General features: G+C 56.3%; 21 protein-coding genes. 13 read left to right on the top strand and 8 right to left on the bottom strand.

From position 1 onward, the window contains the following. The first annotated feature begins 84 nt into the window (after nucleotides 1-84). Nucleotides 85-1,074 (top strand): quinone oxidoreductase, encoded by a 990-nt coding sequence (locus tag DAQ1742_RS16595; protein WP_035344043.1) that lies wholly within the window; start codon nucleotides 85-87, stop codon nucleotides 1,072-1,074. Nucleotides 1,075-1,217: 143 nt separating this feature from the next. Here the strand turns inward: DAQ1742_RS16595 and DAQ1742_RS16590 are convergent, their stop codons facing one another. From DAQ1742_RS16590 to dusA, 3 genes are all read right to left on the bottom strand, one after another. Next, nucleotides 1,218-1,382, bottom strand: a complete 165-nt coding sequence (locus DAQ1742_RS16590; RefSeq protein ID WP_158513821.1) for a hypothetical protein — start codon at nucleotides 1,380-1,382, stop codon at nucleotides 1,218-1,220. Between the two features lie 52 nt (nucleotides 1,383-1,434). Further along, a complete protein-coding gene (gene pspG, locus DAQ1742_RS16585) occupies nucleotides 1,435-1,650 on the bottom strand; it encodes an envelope stress response protein PspG (protein ID WP_035344041.1) in 216 nt (71 codons plus the stop codon). A 237-nt stretch (nucleotides 1,651-1,887) separates the two neighbouring features. Further along, complete coding sequence (gene dusA, locus DAQ1742_RS16580) at nucleotides 1,888-2,910, bottom strand: tRNA dihydrouridine(20/20a) synthase DusA (RefSeq protein ID WP_035344039.1); 1,023 nt, start codon at nucleotides 2,908-2,910, stop codon at nucleotides 1,888-1,890. Between the two features lie 421 nt (nucleotides 2,911-3,331). Here dusA and DAQ1742_RS16575 point away from each other — a divergent pair, with 421 nt between their 5' ends. Then, nucleotides 3,332-3,751 carry a hypothetical protein gene (locus DAQ1742_RS16575; protein ID WP_035344036.1) on the top strand — a complete coding sequence of 140 codons (420 nt, stop codon included), beginning with the start codon at nucleotides 3,332-3,334 and terminating at the stop codon, nucleotides 3,749-3,751. A 16-nt stretch (nucleotides 3,752-3,767) separates the two neighbouring features. Here the strand turns inward: DAQ1742_RS16575 and DAQ1742_RS16570 are convergent, their stop codons facing one another. Further along, on the bottom strand, nucleotides 3,768-4,472 hold the full coding sequence (locus tag DAQ1742_RS16570) for a UTRA domain-containing protein (protein ID WP_035346306.1): 705 nt from the start codon (nucleotides 4,470-4,472) through the stop codon (nucleotides 3,768-3,770). A 271-nt stretch (nucleotides 4,473-4,743) separates the two neighbouring features. On the opposite strand from DAQ1742_RS16570, the gene DAQ1742_RS16565 reads away from it, so the two are divergent. Genes DAQ1742_RS16565 through DAQ1742_RS16545 form a run of 5 tightly spaced genes read left to right on the top strand, consistent with a single transcriptional unit; the run spans nucleotide 4,744 to nucleotide 9,289 of the window. Continuing rightward, nucleotides 4,744-5,796: an ABC transporter substrate-binding protein gene (locus DAQ1742_RS16565; RefSeq protein ID WP_035344034.1), complete on the top strand. Its 1,053-nt coding sequence runs from the start codon at nucleotides 4,744-4,746 to the stop codon at nucleotides 5,794-5,796. Nucleotides 5,797-5,814: 18 nt separating this feature from the next. Further along, nucleotides 5,815-6,639, top strand: coding sequence for an alkaline phosphatase family protein (locus tag DAQ1742_RS16560; protein ID WP_035344032.1), 825 nt, complete (start codon nucleotides 5,815-5,817; stop codon nucleotides 6,637-6,639). After that, a complete protein-coding gene (locus DAQ1742_RS16555; RefSeq protein ID WP_035344030.1) occupies nucleotides 6,636-7,478 on the top strand; it encodes an ABC transporter permease in 843 nt (280 codons plus the stop codon). Before DAQ1742_RS16560 ends, DAQ1742_RS16555 begins: the two co-directional genes overlap by 4 nt. 18 nt (nucleotides 7,479-7,496) lie before the next feature. Further along, nucleotides 7,497-8,279 carry an ABC transporter permease gene (locus DAQ1742_RS16550; protein ID WP_035344028.1) on the top strand — a complete coding sequence of 261 codons (783 nt, stop codon included), beginning with the start codon at nucleotides 7,497-7,499 and terminating at the stop codon, nucleotides 8,277-8,279. Nucleotides 8,280-8,296: 17 nt separating this feature from the next. After that, nucleotides 8,297-9,289, top strand: coding sequence for an ABC transporter ATP-binding protein (locus DAQ1742_RS16545; protein ID WP_035344026.1), 993 nt, complete (start codon nucleotides 8,297-8,299; stop codon nucleotides 9,287-9,289). A 13-nt stretch (nucleotides 9,290-9,302) separates the two neighbouring features. On the opposite strand, the gene DAQ1742_RS16540 is transcribed toward DAQ1742_RS16545, so the two are convergent. Further along, the gene (locus tag DAQ1742_RS16540) at nucleotides 9,303-10,238 is read right to left on the bottom strand and encodes a LysR family transcriptional regulator (RefSeq protein ID WP_035344024.1); all 936 of its coding nucleotides are present in this window, start codon (nucleotides 10,236-10,238) and stop codon (nucleotides 9,303-9,305) included. 125 nt (nucleotides 10,239-10,363) lie between these two features. On the opposite strand from DAQ1742_RS16540, the gene lysA reads away from it, so the two are divergent. Further along, complete coding sequence (gene lysA, locus DAQ1742_RS16535) at nucleotides 10,364-11,626, top strand: diaminopimelate decarboxylase (RefSeq protein ID WP_035344022.1); 1,263 nt, start codon at nucleotides 10,364-10,366, stop codon at nucleotides 11,624-11,626. A gap of 69 nt (nucleotides 11,627-11,695) precedes the next feature. Here lysA and DAQ1742_RS16530 read toward each other — a convergent pair whose 3' ends face one another. Together DAQ1742_RS16530 and DAQ1742_RS16525 are read right to left on the bottom strand one after the other, a co-directional pair. After that, nucleotides 11,696-12,706 carry a LacI family DNA-binding transcriptional regulator gene (locus DAQ1742_RS16530; protein WP_035344020.1) on the bottom strand — a complete coding sequence of 337 codons (1,011 nt, stop codon included), beginning with the start codon at nucleotides 12,704-12,706 and terminating at the stop codon, nucleotides 11,696-11,698. A 129-nt stretch (nucleotides 12,707-12,835) separates the two neighbouring features. Beyond that, nucleotides 12,836-13,162 carry a PTS lactose/cellobiose transporter subunit IIA gene (locus DAQ1742_RS16525; protein ID WP_035344018.1) on the bottom strand — a complete coding sequence of 109 codons (327 nt, stop codon included), beginning with the start codon at nucleotides 13,160-13,162 and terminating at the stop codon, nucleotides 12,836-12,838. Nucleotides 13,163-13,397: 235 nt separating this feature from the next. On the opposite strand from DAQ1742_RS16525, the gene DAQ1742_RS16520 reads away from it, so the two are divergent. From DAQ1742_RS16520 to DAQ1742_RS16500, 5 genes are all read left to right on the top strand, one after another. Then, nucleotides 13,398-14,744, top strand: a complete 1,347-nt coding sequence (locus DAQ1742_RS16520; protein ID WP_067487284.1) for a PTS sugar transporter subunit IIC — start codon at nucleotides 13,398-13,400, stop codon at nucleotides 14,742-14,744. 38 nt (nucleotides 14,745-14,782) lie between these two features. Then, nucleotides 14,783-16,219, top strand: a complete 1,437-nt coding sequence (locus DAQ1742_RS16515) for a glycoside hydrolase family 1 protein (protein WP_035344016.1) — start codon at nucleotides 14,783-14,785, stop codon at nucleotides 16,217-16,219. 8 nt (nucleotides 16,220-16,227) lie between these two features. Then, nucleotides 16,228-16,545: a PTS sugar transporter subunit IIB gene (locus DAQ1742_RS16510; RefSeq protein ID WP_180706178.1), complete on the top strand. Its 318-nt coding sequence runs from the start codon at nucleotides 16,228-16,230 to the stop codon at nucleotides 16,543-16,545. A 177-nt stretch (nucleotides 16,546-16,722) separates the two neighbouring features. Continuing rightward, the gene (locus tag DAQ1742_RS16505; protein WP_035344012.1) at nucleotides 16,723-17,490 is read left to right on the top strand and encodes an FCD domain-containing protein; all 768 of its coding nucleotides are present in this window, start codon (nucleotides 16,723-16,725) and stop codon (nucleotides 17,488-17,490) included. A 2-nt stretch (nucleotides 17,491-17,492) separates the two neighbouring features. Further along, nucleotides 17,493-17,984, top strand: coding sequence for a GNAT family N-acetyltransferase (locus tag DAQ1742_RS16500; RefSeq protein ID WP_035344010.1), 492 nt, complete (start codon nucleotides 17,493-17,495; stop codon nucleotides 17,982-17,984). 445 nt (nucleotides 17,985-18,429) lie between these two features. On the opposite strand, the gene galR is transcribed toward DAQ1742_RS16500, so the two are convergent. Next, on the bottom strand, nucleotides 18,430-19,440 hold the full coding sequence (gene galR / locus DAQ1742_RS16495; protein WP_035344008.1) for an HTH-type transcriptional regulator GalR: 1,011 nt from the start codon (nucleotides 19,438-19,440) through the stop codon (nucleotides 18,430-18,432). Between the last annotated feature and the right edge of the window lie 298 nt (nucleotides 19,441-19,738).

Raw genomic sequence — 19,738 nt, 5'->3', positions numbered from 1 at the left:
GGGAGCATTGTATATCCGAAAAGCGGAATGACATATGCCTGTCGGTATTTGCAGGCGAACAGGTGACGTTATTGAGGAGGTTGTATGGCTAAGCGTATTCAATTCAGTGACCACGGTGGGCCGGGGGTGCTGGAGTATGTTGATTACACGCCGCGTGAACCCGGTTTAAATGAGGTACAGGTAGAAAATCACGCTATCGGGATTAACTACATTGATACCTATTTCCGTGCCGGTTTGTACTCAGTGCCTTCAATGCCCAGCGGGCTTGGCACCGAAGCGGCGGGCGTGGTGGTCAAGGCCGGGGCAAATGTGAAGCACCTGAACGTGGGCGACCGCGTGGTGTACGCGCAGGCGGCGCTGGGGGCATATAGCGAATATCACAATGTGCCTGCCGATAAAGTGGCACGGCTGCCTGATAACATCAGTTTTGAGCAGGCGGCTGCCTCGTTTCTCAAAGGACTGACGGTGTATTACCTGCTGCGCCAGACCTATGAAGTCAAACCCGGCGAGGTGTTTTTGTTCCATGCGGCCGCAGGCGGCGTCGGGCTGATTGCCTGTCAGTGGGCGAAAGCGCTGGGCGCAAAGCTGATCGGTACTGTGGGGTCAGATGAAAAAGCGGAACTGGCGTTACAGGCCGGAGCCTGGGCGGTGATTAATTACCGCACGCAAGATATTGCCCAGCGGGTGTTGGAACTGACCGGTGAAGAAAAAGTCCCGGTAGTGTATGACTCGGTGGGCAAAGAAACCTGGGAAGCGTCGCTTAATTGCCTGCAACGCCGTGGGCTGATGGTGAGTTTTGGTAATGCATCCGGCCCGGTGACCGGGGTGAATTTGGGGATTCTGAACCAGAAAGGGTCGCTGTATGTCACCCGCCCGTCGCTATTTAGCTACATCACCACCCGCGAAGAGCTTGAGCAGGCCAGTCAGGCGCTGTTTACGATGATTGCCAGCGGGGCTATCAACGTTGACGTGCCGGAAAGTCAGCGCTTTGCGCTGGAAGATGCCCAGTCGGCCCATCGTGCGCTGGAAAGCCGACAGACACATGGCTCCAGCCTGTTGATTCCGGGCCTGTAAACTCGCGCTGGCGCTAAAAAAAACGCCTCCTGATGGAGGCGTGGTGGACGGTTTCAGCGCGGGCTGATGCCGCTGGGTGTTTCATCAACCGTGATGCCACGGGCTGTATTGTAGGGTACAGCGGTATCACAACGTGTGAGGTGTCATGGCTGACGGGTCATGGTTGACGTTATTGTTGCCTGCACACATTGCTGATGAAACCATTGTTTGCTGATGAAACCGATGCAGGTAAGCGTATCAGCCCGCGCCGGGAAAAAATCTTTGCTGGCGCACAATTCCGTCATGTTATCGATGTCTGGCATCATCATTCTGTAACATCATGTTTTCACCCCGTTCATGAGAGGTCATCGCCCTTGGTGGCTAGTTGCGCCGCGCGCCTTGTTTCTGGTAGCGCCAAAACCAGGCGACTATCAAGGCCAGCAGTAACCAGGGCAGCAGTTTGAATGCCATCATCACTAATCCGCCAAGCCACATCGCGACGGTCGCCACCGCCAGTGCTGCCAGCACGCCCAGTAATGACACGCCAGTGACCACCAGCATGATGAAAAAGCCGATAATAAATAGAATCTCGACCATGACTGCTCCTGTAATTTGCGTTGGGGAGTGGCTTATCCCTCCCTCTTACTTGAATTTACAAGAACCATGCCAAACTGTTTATTTTTTATCTTTATGATTTTTAATGATTTTATTTTCTGCGTGCTGGCGTGGATTGGTTTTTTTGACCAATGATTAGCGAAAAAAAATGGCGAAAAAATACGGAATGATGCGGGAGAGGTGAAAAGCGCCCCGGTTAACGGGGCGCAGCGGTGTGTATCAGGCATCAGGCGCGGATGGGCGGCTGACCAACGCCAGCGCGTGTTCTACCACGCGGGCATCCGCGCCCTGACGATGAGCATTTTCGCTCAGGTAGCGCCGCCACTGCCGTGCACCCGGCAAGCCCTGAAACAGCCCGAGCATATGGCGGGTGATATGGCCGAGCTGCGCGCCGCGACTGAGTTCGCGCTCAATATAGGGGTACATGGCGGCCACGGCATCAAACGGCGTTGGCCCCGGCTCGCCACCGAAGAGGGCTGCATCGACGTCACAGAGCAGGCCAGGGTTCTGATACGCTTCGCGCCCGACCATCACACCATCAACGTGTTGCAAATGCTGCTGTGCCTCAGCCAGCGTCTTGATGCCGCCGTTGATGGCTATCGTCAGCGCGGGAAAATCCCGTTTGAGCTGATAGACGCGCGGGTAATCGAGTGGCGGTATCTCGCGGTTTTCCTTCGGGCTCAGGCCAGACAGCCAGGCTTTGCGGGCATGGACGATAAAGGTGTCGCAGCCGCCCTGTTCGCTAACGGTGCGGATGAAATCGCATAAAAATTCGTAGCTGTCCTGATTGTCGATACCGATACGGGTTTTCACCGTGACGGGAATGCTGACGCGCTCGCGCATCGCCTGCACACAGGCGGCCACCAGCTCAGCCTCAGCCATCAGGCACGCACCAAAACGGCCGTTTTGCACCCGGTCGGACGGGCAGCCGACATTGAGGTTGATTTCGTCATAGCCGCGTTGTTCCGCCAGTACCGCGCACTGTGCCAGCGCTGTCGGGTCGCTGCCGCCGAGCTGCAACGCCAACGGGTGCTCTTCGTCGCTATAGGCCAGATAATCGCCCTTGCCGTGCAAAATGGCTCCGGTGGTGACCATTTCGGTGTACAACAACGCGTTATGACTCAGTAACCGGTGAAAGTAGCGGCAATGGCGGTCAGTCCAGTCCAGCATCGGCGCGATAGAAAAGCGGCCATACCAGAACGGCGATGAAGGCGAAGCGGGCGTGAGATCGGGTGTGCTCATGATGCGGCGGGCTCGTTACCTGGGTGAAAATGAGAGGCGTAATATAACGTGATTTAGGGATAGCGCAATGGCTGTTGTGAGCGGTGCCGGTCAGCGTATCAGGCCATTATGGATATCCCGTTAGTTTCTTTTTTATCTATTTCGTCGCGTATAAATAATAGTGAAATAGTCATTTTGGGTGCTCCTTTGTATTTTATTTTTATTGCCTTTCTAACTTGAATAAATGTTTTTTTAGGCCATGCTTATTAGCGTTGTCTGGGTTTTTTATTGTGGCGCGCTTATTTTTTTCTATTTTAATTATTCGTTGTGTGGTTATTTTTTTATTTATTTCTACTCAATGGTGTGAACTCTATCTTCACGTTCTGAAGTGAAGATATTCCATTTTTATTGGTCATCCTGAACATAACGTTATGAGGTTGAAATGAAAAGTAAACATGTATTGTTGATGGTGATGGGTGCAATGGTGTCGGTATCTTCATTCGCCGCAGTCAATGATGTTCCTAAAGGTGCGCTGGTCGTGCGTTATGGCGCAGCCAATATGGATGAGAATTATAAAAATCAGGATGGTTATCCGGGAAAATTGCAAAACGTTTCCGCCCTGTGCTCTCAAGCGAATTCAGGCGTGGATAGCGCGAAAGTCAAAGCATTAATTATGACAGATGCCAAACACCCCAACCCGTTGAATCAGGCCGGTGCCACTAATGCGTCAACACTGATCAATAAAAATGCGACAGTAACGAAAAATCCGCTCCCCGGTAATCCCAATCATTGCCTGATTAATAATATTGAGTTGAAAAATATTAAAGGTCCCTGGCAAATCTACGCTAACCCGCTGAATTAATCTTTATGCTCTGGCGTTACGCCTCGACATCGACATAGAGCGCGTCGTAGCGCCAGTATTCGTAGTCACAATCAATAATACGGTCATGCTGATCCCGGTTGATGCGGGTGATAAACAGCGCCGGGCTGCCGGGCGCAAGTTTTAATACCGGTGCGGCAACCGGCGGCAGCGGTGTGGGCAGCATGGTAAAACGCACCCGGCCATAGCGAATGCCGTAGCGGGCGTGATAGAGCTGCGTGAGCGATTCTGTCAGGTCACAGTCCAGAAGAGAAGGAAACCAGGCCGGGTTGAGATAATGCTCCACATACAGCACTGCACGCCCATCGAGGCGGCGCAGGCGTCGAATACGGTACACCAACGCACCTTCCTCCAGCGCTAAATGGCGGGCGATGGCGGTGCTGGCGGCGACCACTTCAGCATCCAGCACCTGTGTTTGTGCCTGTCGCCCCTGTTTTTCCGCCATTTCATGAAAATGACTTCTGTGCAGCGGATTATAACTGAGCCGTGGCGGTGACACGAACCAGCCGCGCCGCAATTCCCGGTAAACGATGCCTTGCGACTCCAGCAAAGCCAGCGCTTCACGCAGGGTGATGCGGGTGGTGGAAAATTGTTCACTCAATGTGCGCTCAGAGGGCAGGCGGCCGCGGGCAAATTCTCCCTGACGAATGCGCCCGGCCAGGCGGTCACTGATTAGCGTCACGCTAGTGGATTGTGTCTTCATCACCTTCAAGCCTTGAGATTGTGCAGCCTGCACCATGACAGGGCTGCGCCTGATGCCCGCGAGCGTTATCACCGGATTAGCGGGCGTGAAAATGCACCCTGTACCCTGCCCGTTCCTGCGGCGTTGACAACGGTTGCAACCGCTTTGTCACCTTCACGACATAAAAACGTCATTGTCATGTGCTGAATTGGCTTACTTATTGCTGGACTAGACCAGAGCAGCAATAGGCCTGACCAACATAGCATCACTCCCTTTTTGATGGAGCACCATAATGAAAAAATTGTTGTCTTCTGTGTTAATCAGCAGTGCCTTGTTTTCCGGTATGTCGCTGGCACAAGACCTGGCTGCCCTTGAGAAAGCCGCGCGCGCCGAAGGCGAAGTTAACAGCGTCGGTATGCCGGACAGCTGGGCCAACTGGAAAGATACCTGGAATGATCTCAGCGCCAAATATGGCCTGAAACACAGCGACACGGACATGTCTTCGGCACAGGAAATTGCCAAATTTGCCGCAGAAAAAGACAACGCCAGTGCCGACATCGGCGACGTGGGCGTGGCCTTTGGCCCGGTGGCGGTGCAAAAGGGTGTGAGCCAGCCCTACAAGCCGGGCACCTGGGAGCAAGTGCCGGAATGGGCGAAAGACAAAGAGGGACACTGGGCGATGGCCTACACCGGCACCATCGCATTTATTGTGGATAAACAGCAGGTAAAAGAGATTCCGCACAGCTGGGCGGATCTGCAAAACGGCAAATATGTTGTCACCATTGGTGATGTGGGCACCGCTTCGCAAGCCTCAAGCGGTGTGCTGGCGGCCAGCTTCGCGTTGGGCGGCAGTGAAAAGAACCTGAAACCGGCGCTGGATTTCTTTGCCAAACTGGCCAAAGAAGGCCGCCTTGGCCTGACTAACCCGGCGATTGCCAATATCGAGAAAGGCGAAGTGCAGGTGGGCGTGGTGTGGGATTTCAACGGCCTGAACTACCGCGACAAGATCAATAAAGATCGTTTCGAGGTGCTTATCCCGTCTGACGGATCGGTCATTTCCGGTTACACCACCATCATCAACAAATACGCCAAACACCCGAACGCCGCCAAACTGGCGCGTGAGTACATTTTCTCAGATGCCGGGCAAATTAATCTGGCACGCGGTTATGCCCGCCCGATTCGCGCCGAGCACATCACGCTGCCTGAGGATGTAAAAAGCAAACTGCTGGCACAAGCGCAGTATAAAAATGCCCGTCCGATTGCTGATGCCGAGGCCTGGGATAAGAGCGTGAAAGCCCTGCCGCGCCTGTGGCAGGAAAGCGTCATTATCAATATGAAGCAGTAAACAAGGCGGGAGCAGGGGATGAAAACGATTCTGGTTATCCTCGATGGCCTGAGTTTTCAGGTTGGGCAAGAGGCGATGGGCTATTTGCAGGCGGAGTGCGCCGCCGGGCGCGGGTGTCTGTATCAGCTGGAGTGCGAGCTGCCGTCGCTGTCGCGCCCACTCTACGAGTGCATCCTGACCGGTGTGGTGCCCGTACAAAGCGGTATTATCCACAACGGCGTTGACCGGTTAAGCCGCGAGCGCAGCATTTTTCATTATGCGCGCGACGCCGGATTAACCACCGCCGCCGCAGCCTATCACTGGGTGAGCGAGTTGTATAACCGCACGCCGTTTAATGCTGCGCGCGATCGTCATAGCGTTGAACCGTCGTTACCTATCCAGTATGGCCATTTCTACCATGATGACAGCTACCCTGACTCCCACCTGTTTGAGGATGCTGAAAGCCTGCGCCTGCGTTATCAGCCGGACTTTTTGCTTATCCACCCCATGAACATTGATGACGCCGGGCACCGCCACGGCTTGTCCACCCCGCAGTACCGCAACAAGGCGCGCATGGCCGATGGCTATCTCTCGCACTGGATGCCGCGCTGGCTGGAGGAGGGCTATCAGGTGCTGGTGACGTCCGATCACGGCATGAATGATGACCGCAGTCACGGTGGAATTCTGCCACACGAGCGCCAGGTGCCGCTATATGTGTTCGGCTCGGCGTTCTCCTTGCGCCCGGATGCTGCCGTGCAGCAAACCGAACTGTGCGGCACGGTGTGCCAGTTGCTCGGTGTGGCGCACGACAAGCCGGTGAGCCGCGACCTGCTGGTGAAACGGGATAGGGAGGCGCGAGTGTGAAGACACGATGGCTGGCGGCGCTGGTTTTGCTGCCATTTTTAGCGGTATTTATCGCTTTTCAGATAGCCCCGCTGGTGTGGATGGCTATCAACAGCTTTTACAGTGAGACGCAGAGTGCCTGGGGGCTGGCGAACTATCAGGATTTACTGACCTCGCCGTTTTATTTGCAGGCGATGCGCTTTTCACTGGATATTTCATTCTGGTCAAGCCTGTACGGGCTGATTATCGCGCTGGCTGGCGGTTATTCGTTGCAACAACTGGGTGAAGGGCGGCTGCGGCGTTTTGTGATGTCGTTTGCCAACATGACCAGCAATTTCGCCGGTGTGCCGCTGGCATTTGCCTTCGTTATCATGCTGGGATTAAACGGTTTTATGACCCTGCTACTGCGCCAGAACGGGCTGATTGATGGGTTTAACCTCTACTCGCGTGATGGCCTGATCCTGATTTATACCTATTTTCAAATCCCGCTTGGCGTGTTGCTGCTCTACCCGGCCTTTGACGGGTTGCGCAGCGAGTGGCAGGAGTCTGCCGCTCTGCTGGGAGCCAGCCGCTGGCGCTACTGGTGGCATATCGGTATTCCGGTGCTCTCACCGGCGTTATTAGGCACCTTCGTGATTCTGCTGGCCAATGCACTGGGGGCGTATGCCACGATTTATGCGCTGACCACCGGTAATTTTAACGTGGTGCCGGTACGCATCGCGGCGCTGGTGTCTGGGGATATTTCGCTTGAGCCGAACCTTGGCAGCGCGTTGTCGATGCTGCTGGTTCTGCTGATGGCGCTGATAACGGCCGTCCATCAGTGGCTGTTGCGACGCAGTTACCTGAGTGTGGCTCGCTAATGCTTACCGGAGGCTGTTATGACCCGTGCTGAACGCCGTTACCACCTGTTGGTGGTGTGGCTGGTGTTACTCATTTTGCTGCTGCCTTTACTGGCAACGCTGGGCTATGCCCTGGCGAGCGAATGGGGAGCCACCGTTTTGCCGCAGGGGCTGACCCTGAGATGGTTTACGGAACTGTGGCGCGACAGCCGCTTTTTGCTGGCGTTAGGCCATTCACTGCTGATTTGCCTGGGGGCACTGGTGTTCTCGCTGCTGCTGGTGCTACCGGCGATGTTTGTGATTGCCTGGGCGTTTCCGAAACTCGACGGGGTGATGAACGTGTTGATTTTGCTGCCGTTCGCGGTTCCGCCCGTGGTGTCGTCGGTGGGCTTACTGCAACTCTATTCCGCGCCACCGCTGGCGCTGACCGGCACACCGTGGATCCTGATCGGCTGTTATTTCACCATTGCGCTGCCGTTTATCTACCGCGCCATTGCCAACAACATGCAGGCCATCAACCTGCAAGAGTTGTTGGATGCCGCGCAGTTGCTGGGCGCGAGCACCTGGCAAGCGGCGCTGTGGGTGGTGTTACCGAACCTGCGCAAAGGCGTGATGGTTGCCGTGCTGCTGTCGTTTTCGTTTTTGATTGGCGAGTTTGTGTTTGCCAACCTGCTGGCGGGCACCAACTACGAAACCTTGCAGGTCTATCTCTATAACAAACGCAATGACAGCGGGCATTTCACCAGCGCGCTGGTTATCTCCTATTTTCTGGTGGTGCTGCTGGTGACTTGGCTGGCGAACGCGCTCAACCGCACTCAATAAAAAGGGATTCGCTGAATATGGCCTACCTTGATGTCATTAACCTGAATAAACACTATGGGCCGACCCGGGTGTTTCAGGATATCCACTTTTCGGCGGATGAAGGTGAGTTCGTCACGCTGTTAGGGCCGAGTGGCTGCGGTAAATCGACGCTGCTGCGCTGCCTGGCCGGGTTAACGTCGGTCGATAGCGGCAACATCCTACTGCAAGGGCGTGACATTGTGCCGCTGTCACCGCAACAGCGTGATATCGGTATGGTGTTTCAGAACTATGCGCTGTTTCCCAATATGACCGTAGAAGGCAATGTGGCGTTTGGCCTGAAAATGCAAAAGTTGCCTGCGCGCGAGATCCGCGCTCGCATCGAAGAGGTGCTGGTTTTGGTGGAGTTGAGCGATTATGCCCGCCGTTACCCGCATCAGTTATCTGGCGGGCAGTGTCAGCGTGTGGCGCTGGCGCGATCGCTGGTCACGCGCCCGCGCCTGCTGCTGCTCGATGAGCCGCTCTCCGCGCTGGATGCGCGTATTCGCCGCCATCTGCGCGAGCAGATTCGCCGCATTCAGCAAGAGCTGAATCTGACGACCATTTTCGTCACCCACGACCAGGAAGAAGCGCTGACGCTTTCTGATCGCATCGTGCTGATGAATAAAGGTGAAATTGTGCAAAATGGCGATGCGGAATCACTCTATACCCAACCGGCGAACCTGTTCGCCGCCGGATTTATCGGCAGTTATAACCTGCTGAGCGCCGACGAGGCGATGCGCCTGACCGGTGGGCGTTTTTCCGGCCAGGTAGCGCTGCGCCCGGAGTCCATGCAGTTGTGTGCGCCAGCGCAGGGGCTGGCCGGAGAAATTATCGGCCATAGTCTGCTCGGCAATGTGGTGCGCTATCGGGTGCGCATCAGCGAGATAGAATTGTCAGTGGACGTGCTTAACCGCTCGGTGGCTGACTTATTCGCCGTTGGCAGCCGGGTTGGTGTGCAGATTGATCCTGACGCACTGCGTGAGGTGGCTTAAACGGGGCGGTTTTTTAGACGGGCGAGGCCGTCAGCCAGCGCTGTAACCGTGCGGGAAAATGTTCGGCGAAGATGAGTAACTGTTCGGTGAATTGCGCCACCAGCGCCGAGGCCGGGCGGTGTAACGGACGAATCAGGCTGACGGTAAAGGGCACATCGATGCTGAATCGCCGCATCACCACCGCACCGCTGCTGGCGTAATCCACCGCCGTTAGCGGATTGACTATCGATAATCCTACCCCGGCGCGCACCATCGCGCACACCGAGGCGGCGCTATGGGTATCGAGCACCAGCCGCCGCGTGACATTCGCCTGTTCAAACTGCTGGTCGAGCAATTGCCGGTAACTGTCGGTCATGGATAGGCTGACGAAGGGCTGGTCGCGGAAATCCTCCGGTGTCAGCACCGTTTTGCCTGCCAGCGGGTGGCCGATGGGCAGCACGCAGACTTCGTTTAATTCCATCAGCGTTTGCCGCCCGGTGCCTGCGGGCGTATTCAGATTTTCCGTTAGCCCCAGATCGTGGCGCTGTGCCGACAACCACTCTTCCAGCAGCGGTGATTCCTGTGGGATGACGTGCAGGTTGAGTTCGGGGTAGCGTGCCAGCAGTGGCTGGCACACCTCGGGCAATAACGACTGGGAGAACACCGGCAGGCAAGCTACCGAGAGCGGGGCCTGCCTGAACTGGCGGATATCCTGTGCGGCGTTGATGATGCGCTCCAGCCCGTAATAAGAGTGCTGCACTTCCTCAAACAGCTGTAACCCTTGCGCGGTGGGGTGCAGCCGCCCGCGAATGCGCTCGAACAGCGGCATCTGCACCAGATGCTCGAAGCGCGCCAGTTCGCGGCTCACGGTGGGCTGCGAGGTGTTGAGCAGCGCCGCTGCTTCCGTCAGGTTGCCGGTGGTCATCACCGCGTGAAAAATCTCGATGTGGCGCAGGGAAATATTGGCCATCCGTTCCTCTTTGGTTCTGGTTATCCATATCAATAATGAATAGAGTGCGCGAAAAAGGATATTGGAATTATAGCCTGTGGGCCAGCACAATCCGTTCTATCTGATAACGTTTCGGTAATATCTCCATGCCACACGATTTGAATAACCTGTCTCATGCGCTGAATGCCGAGAGCCTGCGCGCGCTGCCTGCCCAGTTTGGTTGCCCGCTGTGGGCCTATGATGCGGCTACTATCGTTGAGCGCATCGGCCAGTTGCGCCAGTTCGACACGGTCCGTTTTGCCCAGAAAGCCTGTTCGAATATTCATATTCTGCGCCTGATGCGCCAGCACGGCGTGAAGGTGGATTCGGTGTCGCTTGGCGAAATTGAACGGGCGCTGGCCGCCGGTTTTGAGCCCGGTACGGACGCACACGAGATAGTGTTTACCGCTGATGTGCTGGATGACGCCACGCTGCAACGGGTGCATGAGCTGGCTATTCCGGTGAATGCCGGTTCCATCGACATGCTGCATCAATTGGGCACGCGCGCGCCGGGTCATCCGGTATGGCTGCGTATTAACCCCGGTTTTGGCCATGGCCACAGCCAGAAAACCAATACCGGTGGTGAAAACAGCAAGCATGGCATCTGGCATGAGCATTTGCCGCAAGCGCTGGCCGCTGTGCAGCAATATCATCTGAAATTAGTCGGCCTTCATATGCACATTGGCTCCGGCGTCGATTACGGGCATCTTGAGCAGGTGTGTGAGGCGATGGTGCAGCAGGTGGTGGCGCTGGGGCAGGATCTGGACGCGATTTCTGCGGGCGGCGGGTTGTCGATTCCGTATCGTCATGGCGGCGAGAGTATTGATACTCAACACTATTATGGCCTGTGGAACCGCGCGCGCGAGCAGATTGCCGCACATCTGGGGCATCCGGTGACATTAGAAATCGAACCGGGGCGTTTTTTGGTGGCTGAATCCGGGGTGATGATAGCGCAGGTGCGGGCGGTAAAAGACATGGGCAGCCGCCATTTCGTACTGGTGGATGCCGGTTTTAACGATCTGATGCGCCCGGCAATGTACGGCAGTTATCACCACATTACGCTGCTGGCCGGTGACGGGCGCGATTTGGCGGGCGTTGCCGCGCGAGAAACGGTGGTGGCCGGGCCACTGTGTGAATCCGGTGATGTGTTTACCCAGCAGGCCGGTGGTGGTGTGGAAACGATCGCGCTGCCACCTGCACAGGTCGGCGACTATTTAGTGTTTCATGATACCGGTGCTTACGGTGCATCGATGTCATCGAACTACAACAGCCGCCCGCTGATTGCCGAAGTGCTGTTTGAGCAAGGCCAGCCTAGGTTGATTCGCCGCCGCCAGACGCTGGACGAGTTGCTGGCGCTGGAGCGCGTCTAAGCGCGATGCCGGTACGTTGGCATGCTGAACGTTGACATGCCGTACGTTAGCATAGCGTTACGCGGCGACTTAGCGGGCATAAGGCCCTTTGCTCACCGATTCACGCAGTCTTAATGTGCCGGTAAAGGGGGCTATCGCGCTGACGGTTTCCCCTTGTGATAATTTCAGCGCCTGCGATATCGCGGCGCTGATCATCTCTTCAATCGGCAAATGTACGGTTGACAACGCCGGGCTAAGGTAGGCGGCGCTGGGAATATCATCAAAGCCGAACAGCGACACTTCGTGTGGCAAACGTTTGCCTGCCTCTGATAATGCTTTCATCGCACCGATGCACATATCGTCATTGCTGCAAAACAACGCGCTAAACCCAACGTCGTGTGCCAGCAGTTCCCTTACCGCCTGATAACCGCCTGGCACCAGATTATCGCCATGGATGACCCGCAACGGCTCATAGGCGATGCGGTGGTGAGCCAGCGCCTGACGATAACCCGCCAGCCGGGCACGGGCCGTTGGGGTATTGATAGGGCCGGTCACGCAGGCAATTTCCCGGTGCCCTTGCTGCACCAGATAATCCACCAACTGGAACACGGCCTGCTGTTGCTCGAACCAGACGCAGCGCTCCGGGGCCAGCGGTAAATGTCGGTTGATAACCACTATCGGAACACTGGCGTGCTCCAGCAGCGCCATCAGCGCGGTATCGGACATGTGACGGGTATACAGCACAATCGCATCACAGCGCCTGTCGGCCAGTAATTGCACCGCCTGTTGCTCGTCTTCCGGCGTATCGTGGCCGTCGGTGACGATCAGGTGTTTACCGCTGGTTTCGGTGCGTTCTGCGGCGCGGCGCAACAGGCGGCCAAAATAAGGGCCGTCGAAATTGGAGACCACTAACCCAAGGCTGCTGGAACTGCGCTGCGCCAGCGAACGCGCCAGAAAGTTGGGGCGATAGCCCAGCTCTTCCATGGCGTTGAACACGGCGTCGCGCGTGCTTTGCTTCACCTGACCTGTACCGTTGAGTACCCGTGATACCGTGGCTTTGGATACACCGGCGTGTTTAGCCACATCCAGCATCGTTATCATCGTTTTTCTTCCCTGTATTGCCGAATATTACCGACGTTGCTGACAGCATGGTTGCGTGTGTTGGCCACATACTAGCACACTGGAACGACGTCAGTAGGTGAAGTGCGGCATGTTGTGCGCCCGCAACCATCAGGCGTGGGGACGACCAAACAGTTCTTTGCGCAGTTGTACCATTTCGTCAGCCAGATCCCGGCATAGCATGGCGGTCATCAGGTGATCCTGCGCGTGTACCATGATCAGATTAACCGGCACTTTGCCTTCGCCTTCGTCCAGCCCGATCAGCCGCGTCTGGAGCTGGTGGGCCGCTTTGGCCGCCGCCTGCGAGGCCAGAAGTTGCGCATCTGCCGCCACCCAGTCCTGCGCGCGGGCGGCCTGAATCGCCATCATGGCGCAAGATCGCGCCTCGCCCGCGTTGATCAGCAGTTCCATCACCGTCTGTTCCATATCCCATTCCATCGTAATGCCCTCTTGGTATGCCAAAATTGGTGTTTTTTATGTTATTGGAATTCCAATGGTGGCTTGTGAGAACAATGTCACAGAAAAATTATTCGTTTGTTTTATTTTTGGTATGCCAAACGCGAAAGCGCTGAACCTGCCGTCCATTCTCTTGCGCGCGTAACGGCCACTACGGGGGCGATAGCCTCTGATAACAACAACCCCTGAAGTTCAGGTAAATCAAAGAGGTGGAGTTATGTCATTCAAGGATAGGGCCATCGATTCACTCGGATCGTTCGCCAACCAGTTCAACAGCCTGAGATACATCATGGCTATCAAAGCCTCGTTCATCACGCTGATGCCGGTGATCATCGTGGGCGCGTTCTCTGTGTTGATCTCCAACATGGTGCTGGACCCGAAGAACGGGCTGGCGAGTTTCGCTCTGTTTTCATTTCTGGCACCGCTCAAACCGATCATGAGCGGCATTAACTACGCCACGCTCAATTTCCTCACCATTGGTGCGGTGTTCCTGATAGGCATCGAGCTTGGAAAGATCAACGGCTCTCGTAGCCTGTTCCCCGGCTTGCTGGCGGTGATCTGCTTTATTTCTATTACCCCGACCACCATTGATATGGTGATCAACGGTCAGACGCTGCCGGTGAAAGACGTGCTGGCGCGCCAGTTCTCCGACACCAAGAGCCTGTTTCTCGGCATGTTTATCGCCATTGCGTCGGTGGAAATCTACTCGAAGCTGGAATCGGTAAACCGGCTGCGCATCAAGATGCCGGACAGCGTGCCGCCGAATGTGTCCGCGTCGTTCTCGGCGTTGATCCCGGCGATCATCACCGTGACGCTGGTGGCGACCTTCGGCTTTACCTTCCAGAAAGTGACCGGCATGTACCTGTATGACGCTATCTATAAGGTGGTGCAACAGCCGCTGGAGTCGGTGGTGCAGAGCCTGCCGGGGCTGTTGATCCTGATGTTTGTGGCACAGCTGTTTTGGGTTATCGGTATTCATGGCAACCAGATGATCAAACCGATCCGCGAGCCGCTGCTGTTGGGGGCGATTACGGTGAACATGACCGCGTTTGAGCAAGGGCATGAGGTGCCGAACATCATCACCATGCCGTTTTGGGACGTGTACATGAGCATCGGCGGCTCCGGGCTGACCATCGGGTTGTTGCTGGCGGTGATGATCGCCTCTAAACGCCGTGAAATGAAAGAGATAGCCAAGATCTCTTTCGGCCCCGGAATGTTCAACATCAATGAACCGGTGATTTTCGGGATGCCCATCATGCTCAACCCGATTCTGGCTATCCCGTTCATCATCACGCCGCTGGTCACCGGCACCATCGGTTACTTCGCCACCAGCATGGGCTTTGCCGGTAAAGCGGTGGTGATGGTGCCCTGGACTACGCCGCCATTGATTAACGCCTGGTTGTCTACTGCCGGTTCGATGGGGGCAGTGGTGACACAGGTGGTGTGCATCATCGTCGCCACCCTGATTTACCTGCCGTTCGTCAAGGTAGCGTCTCGTCGTGCTGAGCAGGCACAGCGTGAGGCGGAGTCAGAGGCCGCGGCACAGGCCAATGCATTGAAATAATGAATGTATGGCAATACTGAATCTAAGGGAGAACGGTAATGAGCAAGGTATCAATGGCCCTGCCTGAAGGTTTTATTCTGGGGGCGGCGGCGTCCGCCTGGCAGACCGAGGGGTGGTCAGGCAAGAAAAGCGGGCAGGATTCCTATCTGGATCTGTGGTACAAGCGCGATCGTCAGGTGTGGCACAACGGCTACGGCCCGGCGGTCGCCACCGATTTCTACAACCGCTACCGCGAAGACGTGGCGCTGATGAAGCAGGCTGGGCTGACGCATTTTCGTACCTCGATTAACTGGTCACGCTTCATGCTGGACTATGAAAACGGCGTGGTGGATGAAGAGTACGCCGCCTACATCGATAACCTGATCGATGAAATGCAGCGTGAAGGCATCGAACCCATGCTGTGCCTGGAACACTATGAGCTCCCGGCGGTGCTGTTCGAGAAATATCAGGGCTGGTCATCAAAGCTGGTGGTGGAGTGGTTCGTGCAGTATGCCGACGCCGTATTCGCCCGCTACGCTGGCAAAGTCAAACGCTGGTTCACCTTTAACGAGCCGATTGTGGTGCAGACCCGCGTCTATCTGGACGCGGTGCGCTACCCTTACCAGCAGGACACCGGCGTCTGGATGCAGTGGAACCACCACAAGAATCTGGCAACCGCCAAAGTGGTGCAGCTGTTCCGCGATAACGGTTACCACCGGCAGGGCGGCAGCATCGGGGTGATCCTCAACCCGGAAGTTACCTATCCGCGCTCCAGCGCGGCGCATGATGTGGCGGCGGCGCGCCTGTATGACTTGTTCTACAACCGGGTCTTTCTCGACCCGGCGCTGAAAGGCGAATACCCGGCGGAGCTGCTGGCGCTGCTGGAAAAGCATCAGGTGAAGTGGGATTACACCGAGGAAGAGCTGGCGATTATCCGCGCCAATACCGTGGATGAGGTGGGCATCAATCTCTATTACCCGCACCGGGTCAAAGCGCCCAGCCGGGCGTGGCACAGCAATACGCCGTTCCACCCTGCTTACTATTACGAGCATTTCGAGCTGCCTGGCCGCCGCATGAACAAGTCGCGCGGCTGGGAGATTAACCCCCGCATTATTTACGACATGGCGATGCGCCTGAAAGAGGAGTACGGCAACGTGCCCTGGTTTGTGTCGGAAAACGGCATGGGGATTGAAAACGAAGGCCAGTTCAAAGACAGTCACGGCGTGATACAGGACGACTACCGCATCGCGTTTATCGCCGAGCATCTTTACTGGACGCTGAAGGCGCGTGAAGACGGAGCCAATTGTCTGGGCTACATGCTGTGGGCGTTTACCGACAACGTCTCGCCGATGAACGCGTTTAAAAACCGCTACGGCCTGATTGAGATAGACCTGGAACACGACCGGCAGCGCAGAGCGAAGAAATCGGCCAGCTGGTTTCGACAGGTACGGGACAGCGGCGTGCTGGCGCTCGAACTGGACGATGAAGAGAAATAGGGGGAAAGATGAAACGGATCGTACTGGCCTGCTCGGCAGGCATGTCTACCTCGCTGGTGGTGACTAAAATGGAAAAAGAAGCGGCGGCGCGCGGTATGGAATACCAGATTTACGCTATCCCGGAACAGAACCTGCGCGATGAGTTGCAGACTTACGGCAATGACATTATCGCCGTGTTGCTGGGCCGCCAGGTGCGCTTCAAGCTGACGGAAAACAAAAAACTGACCGACGAGTATCACATTCCTATCGCCGTTATCGACTCGGTGGCCTACGGCACCCTGAACGGTGCAAAGGTACTCGATCAGGCGCTGAGTTTGGTAAACTGAGTTTGATTGCTGTAAACGTGAGCCGGTGTAGGACGACGCACCGGCTCGTGTTTAGGCTGTGGACCTGACGAACGCGGTGTGAAGCCGCAGTGACGATGACGAAAGGAAGCAGCCTGGTATCCGGCCCCGTGTCGGGGCGGCAGCGGTGTTCAATTCTCAGCTGTTCGGGGTGGCATTGTGACGAAGGTTGTGGTTCTACAAGACAGAAAGCAATACCAGGAAATAGGGTGTGACCTGCGGGAGAAAATCCAGCAGGGGGAGTACCCGGTCGGGGCGCGTCTTCCGCCGGAGCGGAATATTGCGGAAACCTACGGCGTGAGCCGCACCATCGTGCGTGAAGCCTTGCTGATGCTGGAGCTGGAAGGCACGGTGGATATCCGTCAGGGGTCGGGCGTTTATGTGCTGCGCGTGCCGTCGGCGGAAGAGCCGTCGCCAAATGCGCAAAACCGTATCGGTGCGTTTGAAATGTTGCAGGCGCGTCAGTTTCTGGAAAGCAATATTGCCGCGTTTGCTGCCCGCATGGTGACCCGCAATGACATTGATATCCTGCGGCGCACGCTGGAGCAGGAACAGGCGGCTATCGCCGCGAACGATTACCGCAGCGATTTCGATAAAATCTTTCACTTGCAGGTAGCAGGGGCGACCCAAAACCAGATGCTGCTGGAAACCGTCAGCAATATCTGGTCTTGCCGGGACGAAAGCCCCATCTGGCAGCAGCTTTACAGCCATGTCGGCAACCACGGTTATCGGCTGAAATGGCTGGCGGATCACCAGACGATACTGGCGGCATTGCGTCGTCGCGACGTCAGCGGCTCGTATCAGGCGATGTGGCAGCATCTGGAAAACGTCAAAACCACGCTGATGGAAATTTCTGACGCCGAAGCGCCGGAATTTGACGGCTACCTGTTCGATTCGGTGCCTATCTTTCAGGGAAAACTGGTCTGAGTATGACGACGATGGAATCTAAGGCAACGATAGGCTCTCCTGTCTCGATTGGCTATCTGGCGGATTATCCGCACTTTGAGGCGCAGGTTGCCGACTGGCTATGGCAGGCGTTTGGCGATGGTGTCAACCGGGCCTTTTTTGCCAGTGTGGTGCATCACAGCATGGATAAGCAGGCGCTGCCGCTGACGTTCGTGGCGCTGGCAGGCGACCAACTGGTCGGTACGGTCGGGCTGTGGCGCTGTGATCTGATAAGCCGCCAGGATTTAACCCCGTGGCTGGCGGCGCTGTATGTGGACGAACGCTACCGCGATCGCGGTCTGGGGGCGGATCTTCAGCGTTTTGTCATCGAATTCAGCCGCGAACGCGGTTTTGACTCTCTCTACCTGTACGCCAGTTTTAGCGGTTACTACGAGCGCCACGGCTGGCGTTACATCGGCGATGCACCCGAGTACCCCGATAAGCAGGTACGGCTGTACCACCGTTCTCTCGGCTGATTTGTGCTGTCTACAAACAGCCTTGTTGTTTTTTACTGCCGATTCATTTGCGAGTGGGGAGAAATTTCGTGCTTGATGACGTTGGTATCCCTTTGCAACATCGTCGCACGCACGACAAGGAGAGGCTCAAACGCCGCCTCTCCTTGACCACTGGCTGAGGGCTAAACCGTGCCGCTGGCGCGGTGCCTTCGGTGTTCGCCTTCGCTATTCGGGCCACCCGTGACGTGGTTACTCGCCCCATCCCTGGGGCTCGCCCTTCGGGCCAGCGTAAACGCTGTTCAAAAACGTTCCCGACGTTTTTGTCCGGCACGGCACGGGTTTTCGCGGCGTCCTGCCGCTCACCCGGCGAAGTCGCCTGCCTCAGCACAGTTTTTGACGCCGTAAAACCATTACCTTCAGCTAAAGGGACTTACCAGTGTCTGCTGCGTCTTAATGCCTTACTAATTTAGTGCCCATTATTCAGACTGGCGACGGAATGGCGGCGAATCAGCGTGGGATGAAACAGGTTGATGGCGTTGGGCAGCGGCGTGTTGTTGGCGAGCGCCAGTGCCATTTGCGCGGCCTGGGTCGCCATCGCGGTTATCGGATAACGGATGGTGGTCAGCCGCGGGCGCAGATAGCGCGATAACAGTACATCATCAAAGCCAATCAGCGACATATCCCTCGGTACGTCGATACCGTTATCGCTCAATACCGCCAGCGCACCGGCGGCCATCGGGTCGTTGTAGCAGGTCAGCGCCGTCATGGGTCGGCCTCGCTCCAGCAAGGCTGTCATGGCCTGCTCGCCACCGGTTTCATCCGGCTCACCGTAGGCAATCAGTTGCTCATCGAGCGCAATACCGTGCTCGGCCAGCGCATCCCGGTGCCCGGCGAGGCGGTCTGCGGCATCAGAAATATCGTGGTTGGAGCACAGAATGCCTATCTGCCGGTGCCCTTGTAAAATGAGATGTCGGGTGGCAAGCCAGGCTCCGTGGCGGTTATCGAGTGCCACACAGCGTGCTTCATACCCCGGCAGAATGCGGTTAATCAGCACCATTCCCGGCGCTTGCGCCATCAGTTGTGATAGCTCGTCATCGGTGATGGTTTTGGCATGAACCACCAGCGCTTCACAGCGATGGCGCAGCAACTGTTCGATAGCCTGACGCTCTTTGTGCGCCAGATGATAACCATTACCAATCAGCAGGAAATTTCCTGTGCGGTAGGCTTCTTGCTCTACGGCTTTGACCATGGTGCCGAAAAAGGGATCAGACACATCAGACACCACTAGCCCAAGGGTTTCGGTGGATTGCTGTGCCAGGGCGCGGGCGTTGGCATTGGGATGGTACTGCAACTGTTGCATGGCCTGAAGAACGGCGCTGCGGGCCTGTTCACTGGCTTTTGGCGAATCGTTAATGACGCGAGAGACGGTTGCGACCGATACGCCTGCCAGTCTGGCGACGTCCTTAATGGTGGCCATGAGATTTCCTGTGCTTGCTGACTCTAAATGAGTGTGCCAAATGGACGGACAGCCTGAGTGTCACGGAATTGGCGCACTACCGCAAGAGGTGGCGATCGCAACTTTGGCCATCGTCAGTTTAGCGCGGCTGCCAACGGGCCGCATGGTGGCTGTTCAGTGGGTGAAACGGGCGTGGACAGGCGTGTCACTGTCAGGTTATTCGTGCATTTTCACGCCTTTATTACACTCCTCCTGAGAATTTTACAGTTGGTTGCACTTCGAACGTTTATCTTTCGATTCTGCGCTAGTTATCCCACCG

This window comes from Dickeya aquatica (genome assembly GCF_900095885.1).
In the GTDB taxonomy this organism is placed as follows: Bacteria; Pseudomonadota; Gammaproteobacteria; order Enterobacterales; family Enterobacteriaceae; genus Dickeya; species Dickeya aquatica.
Note: the sequence above shows the minus strand (reverse complement) of the source record. Positions and strands in the feature narration are given on the sequence as shown.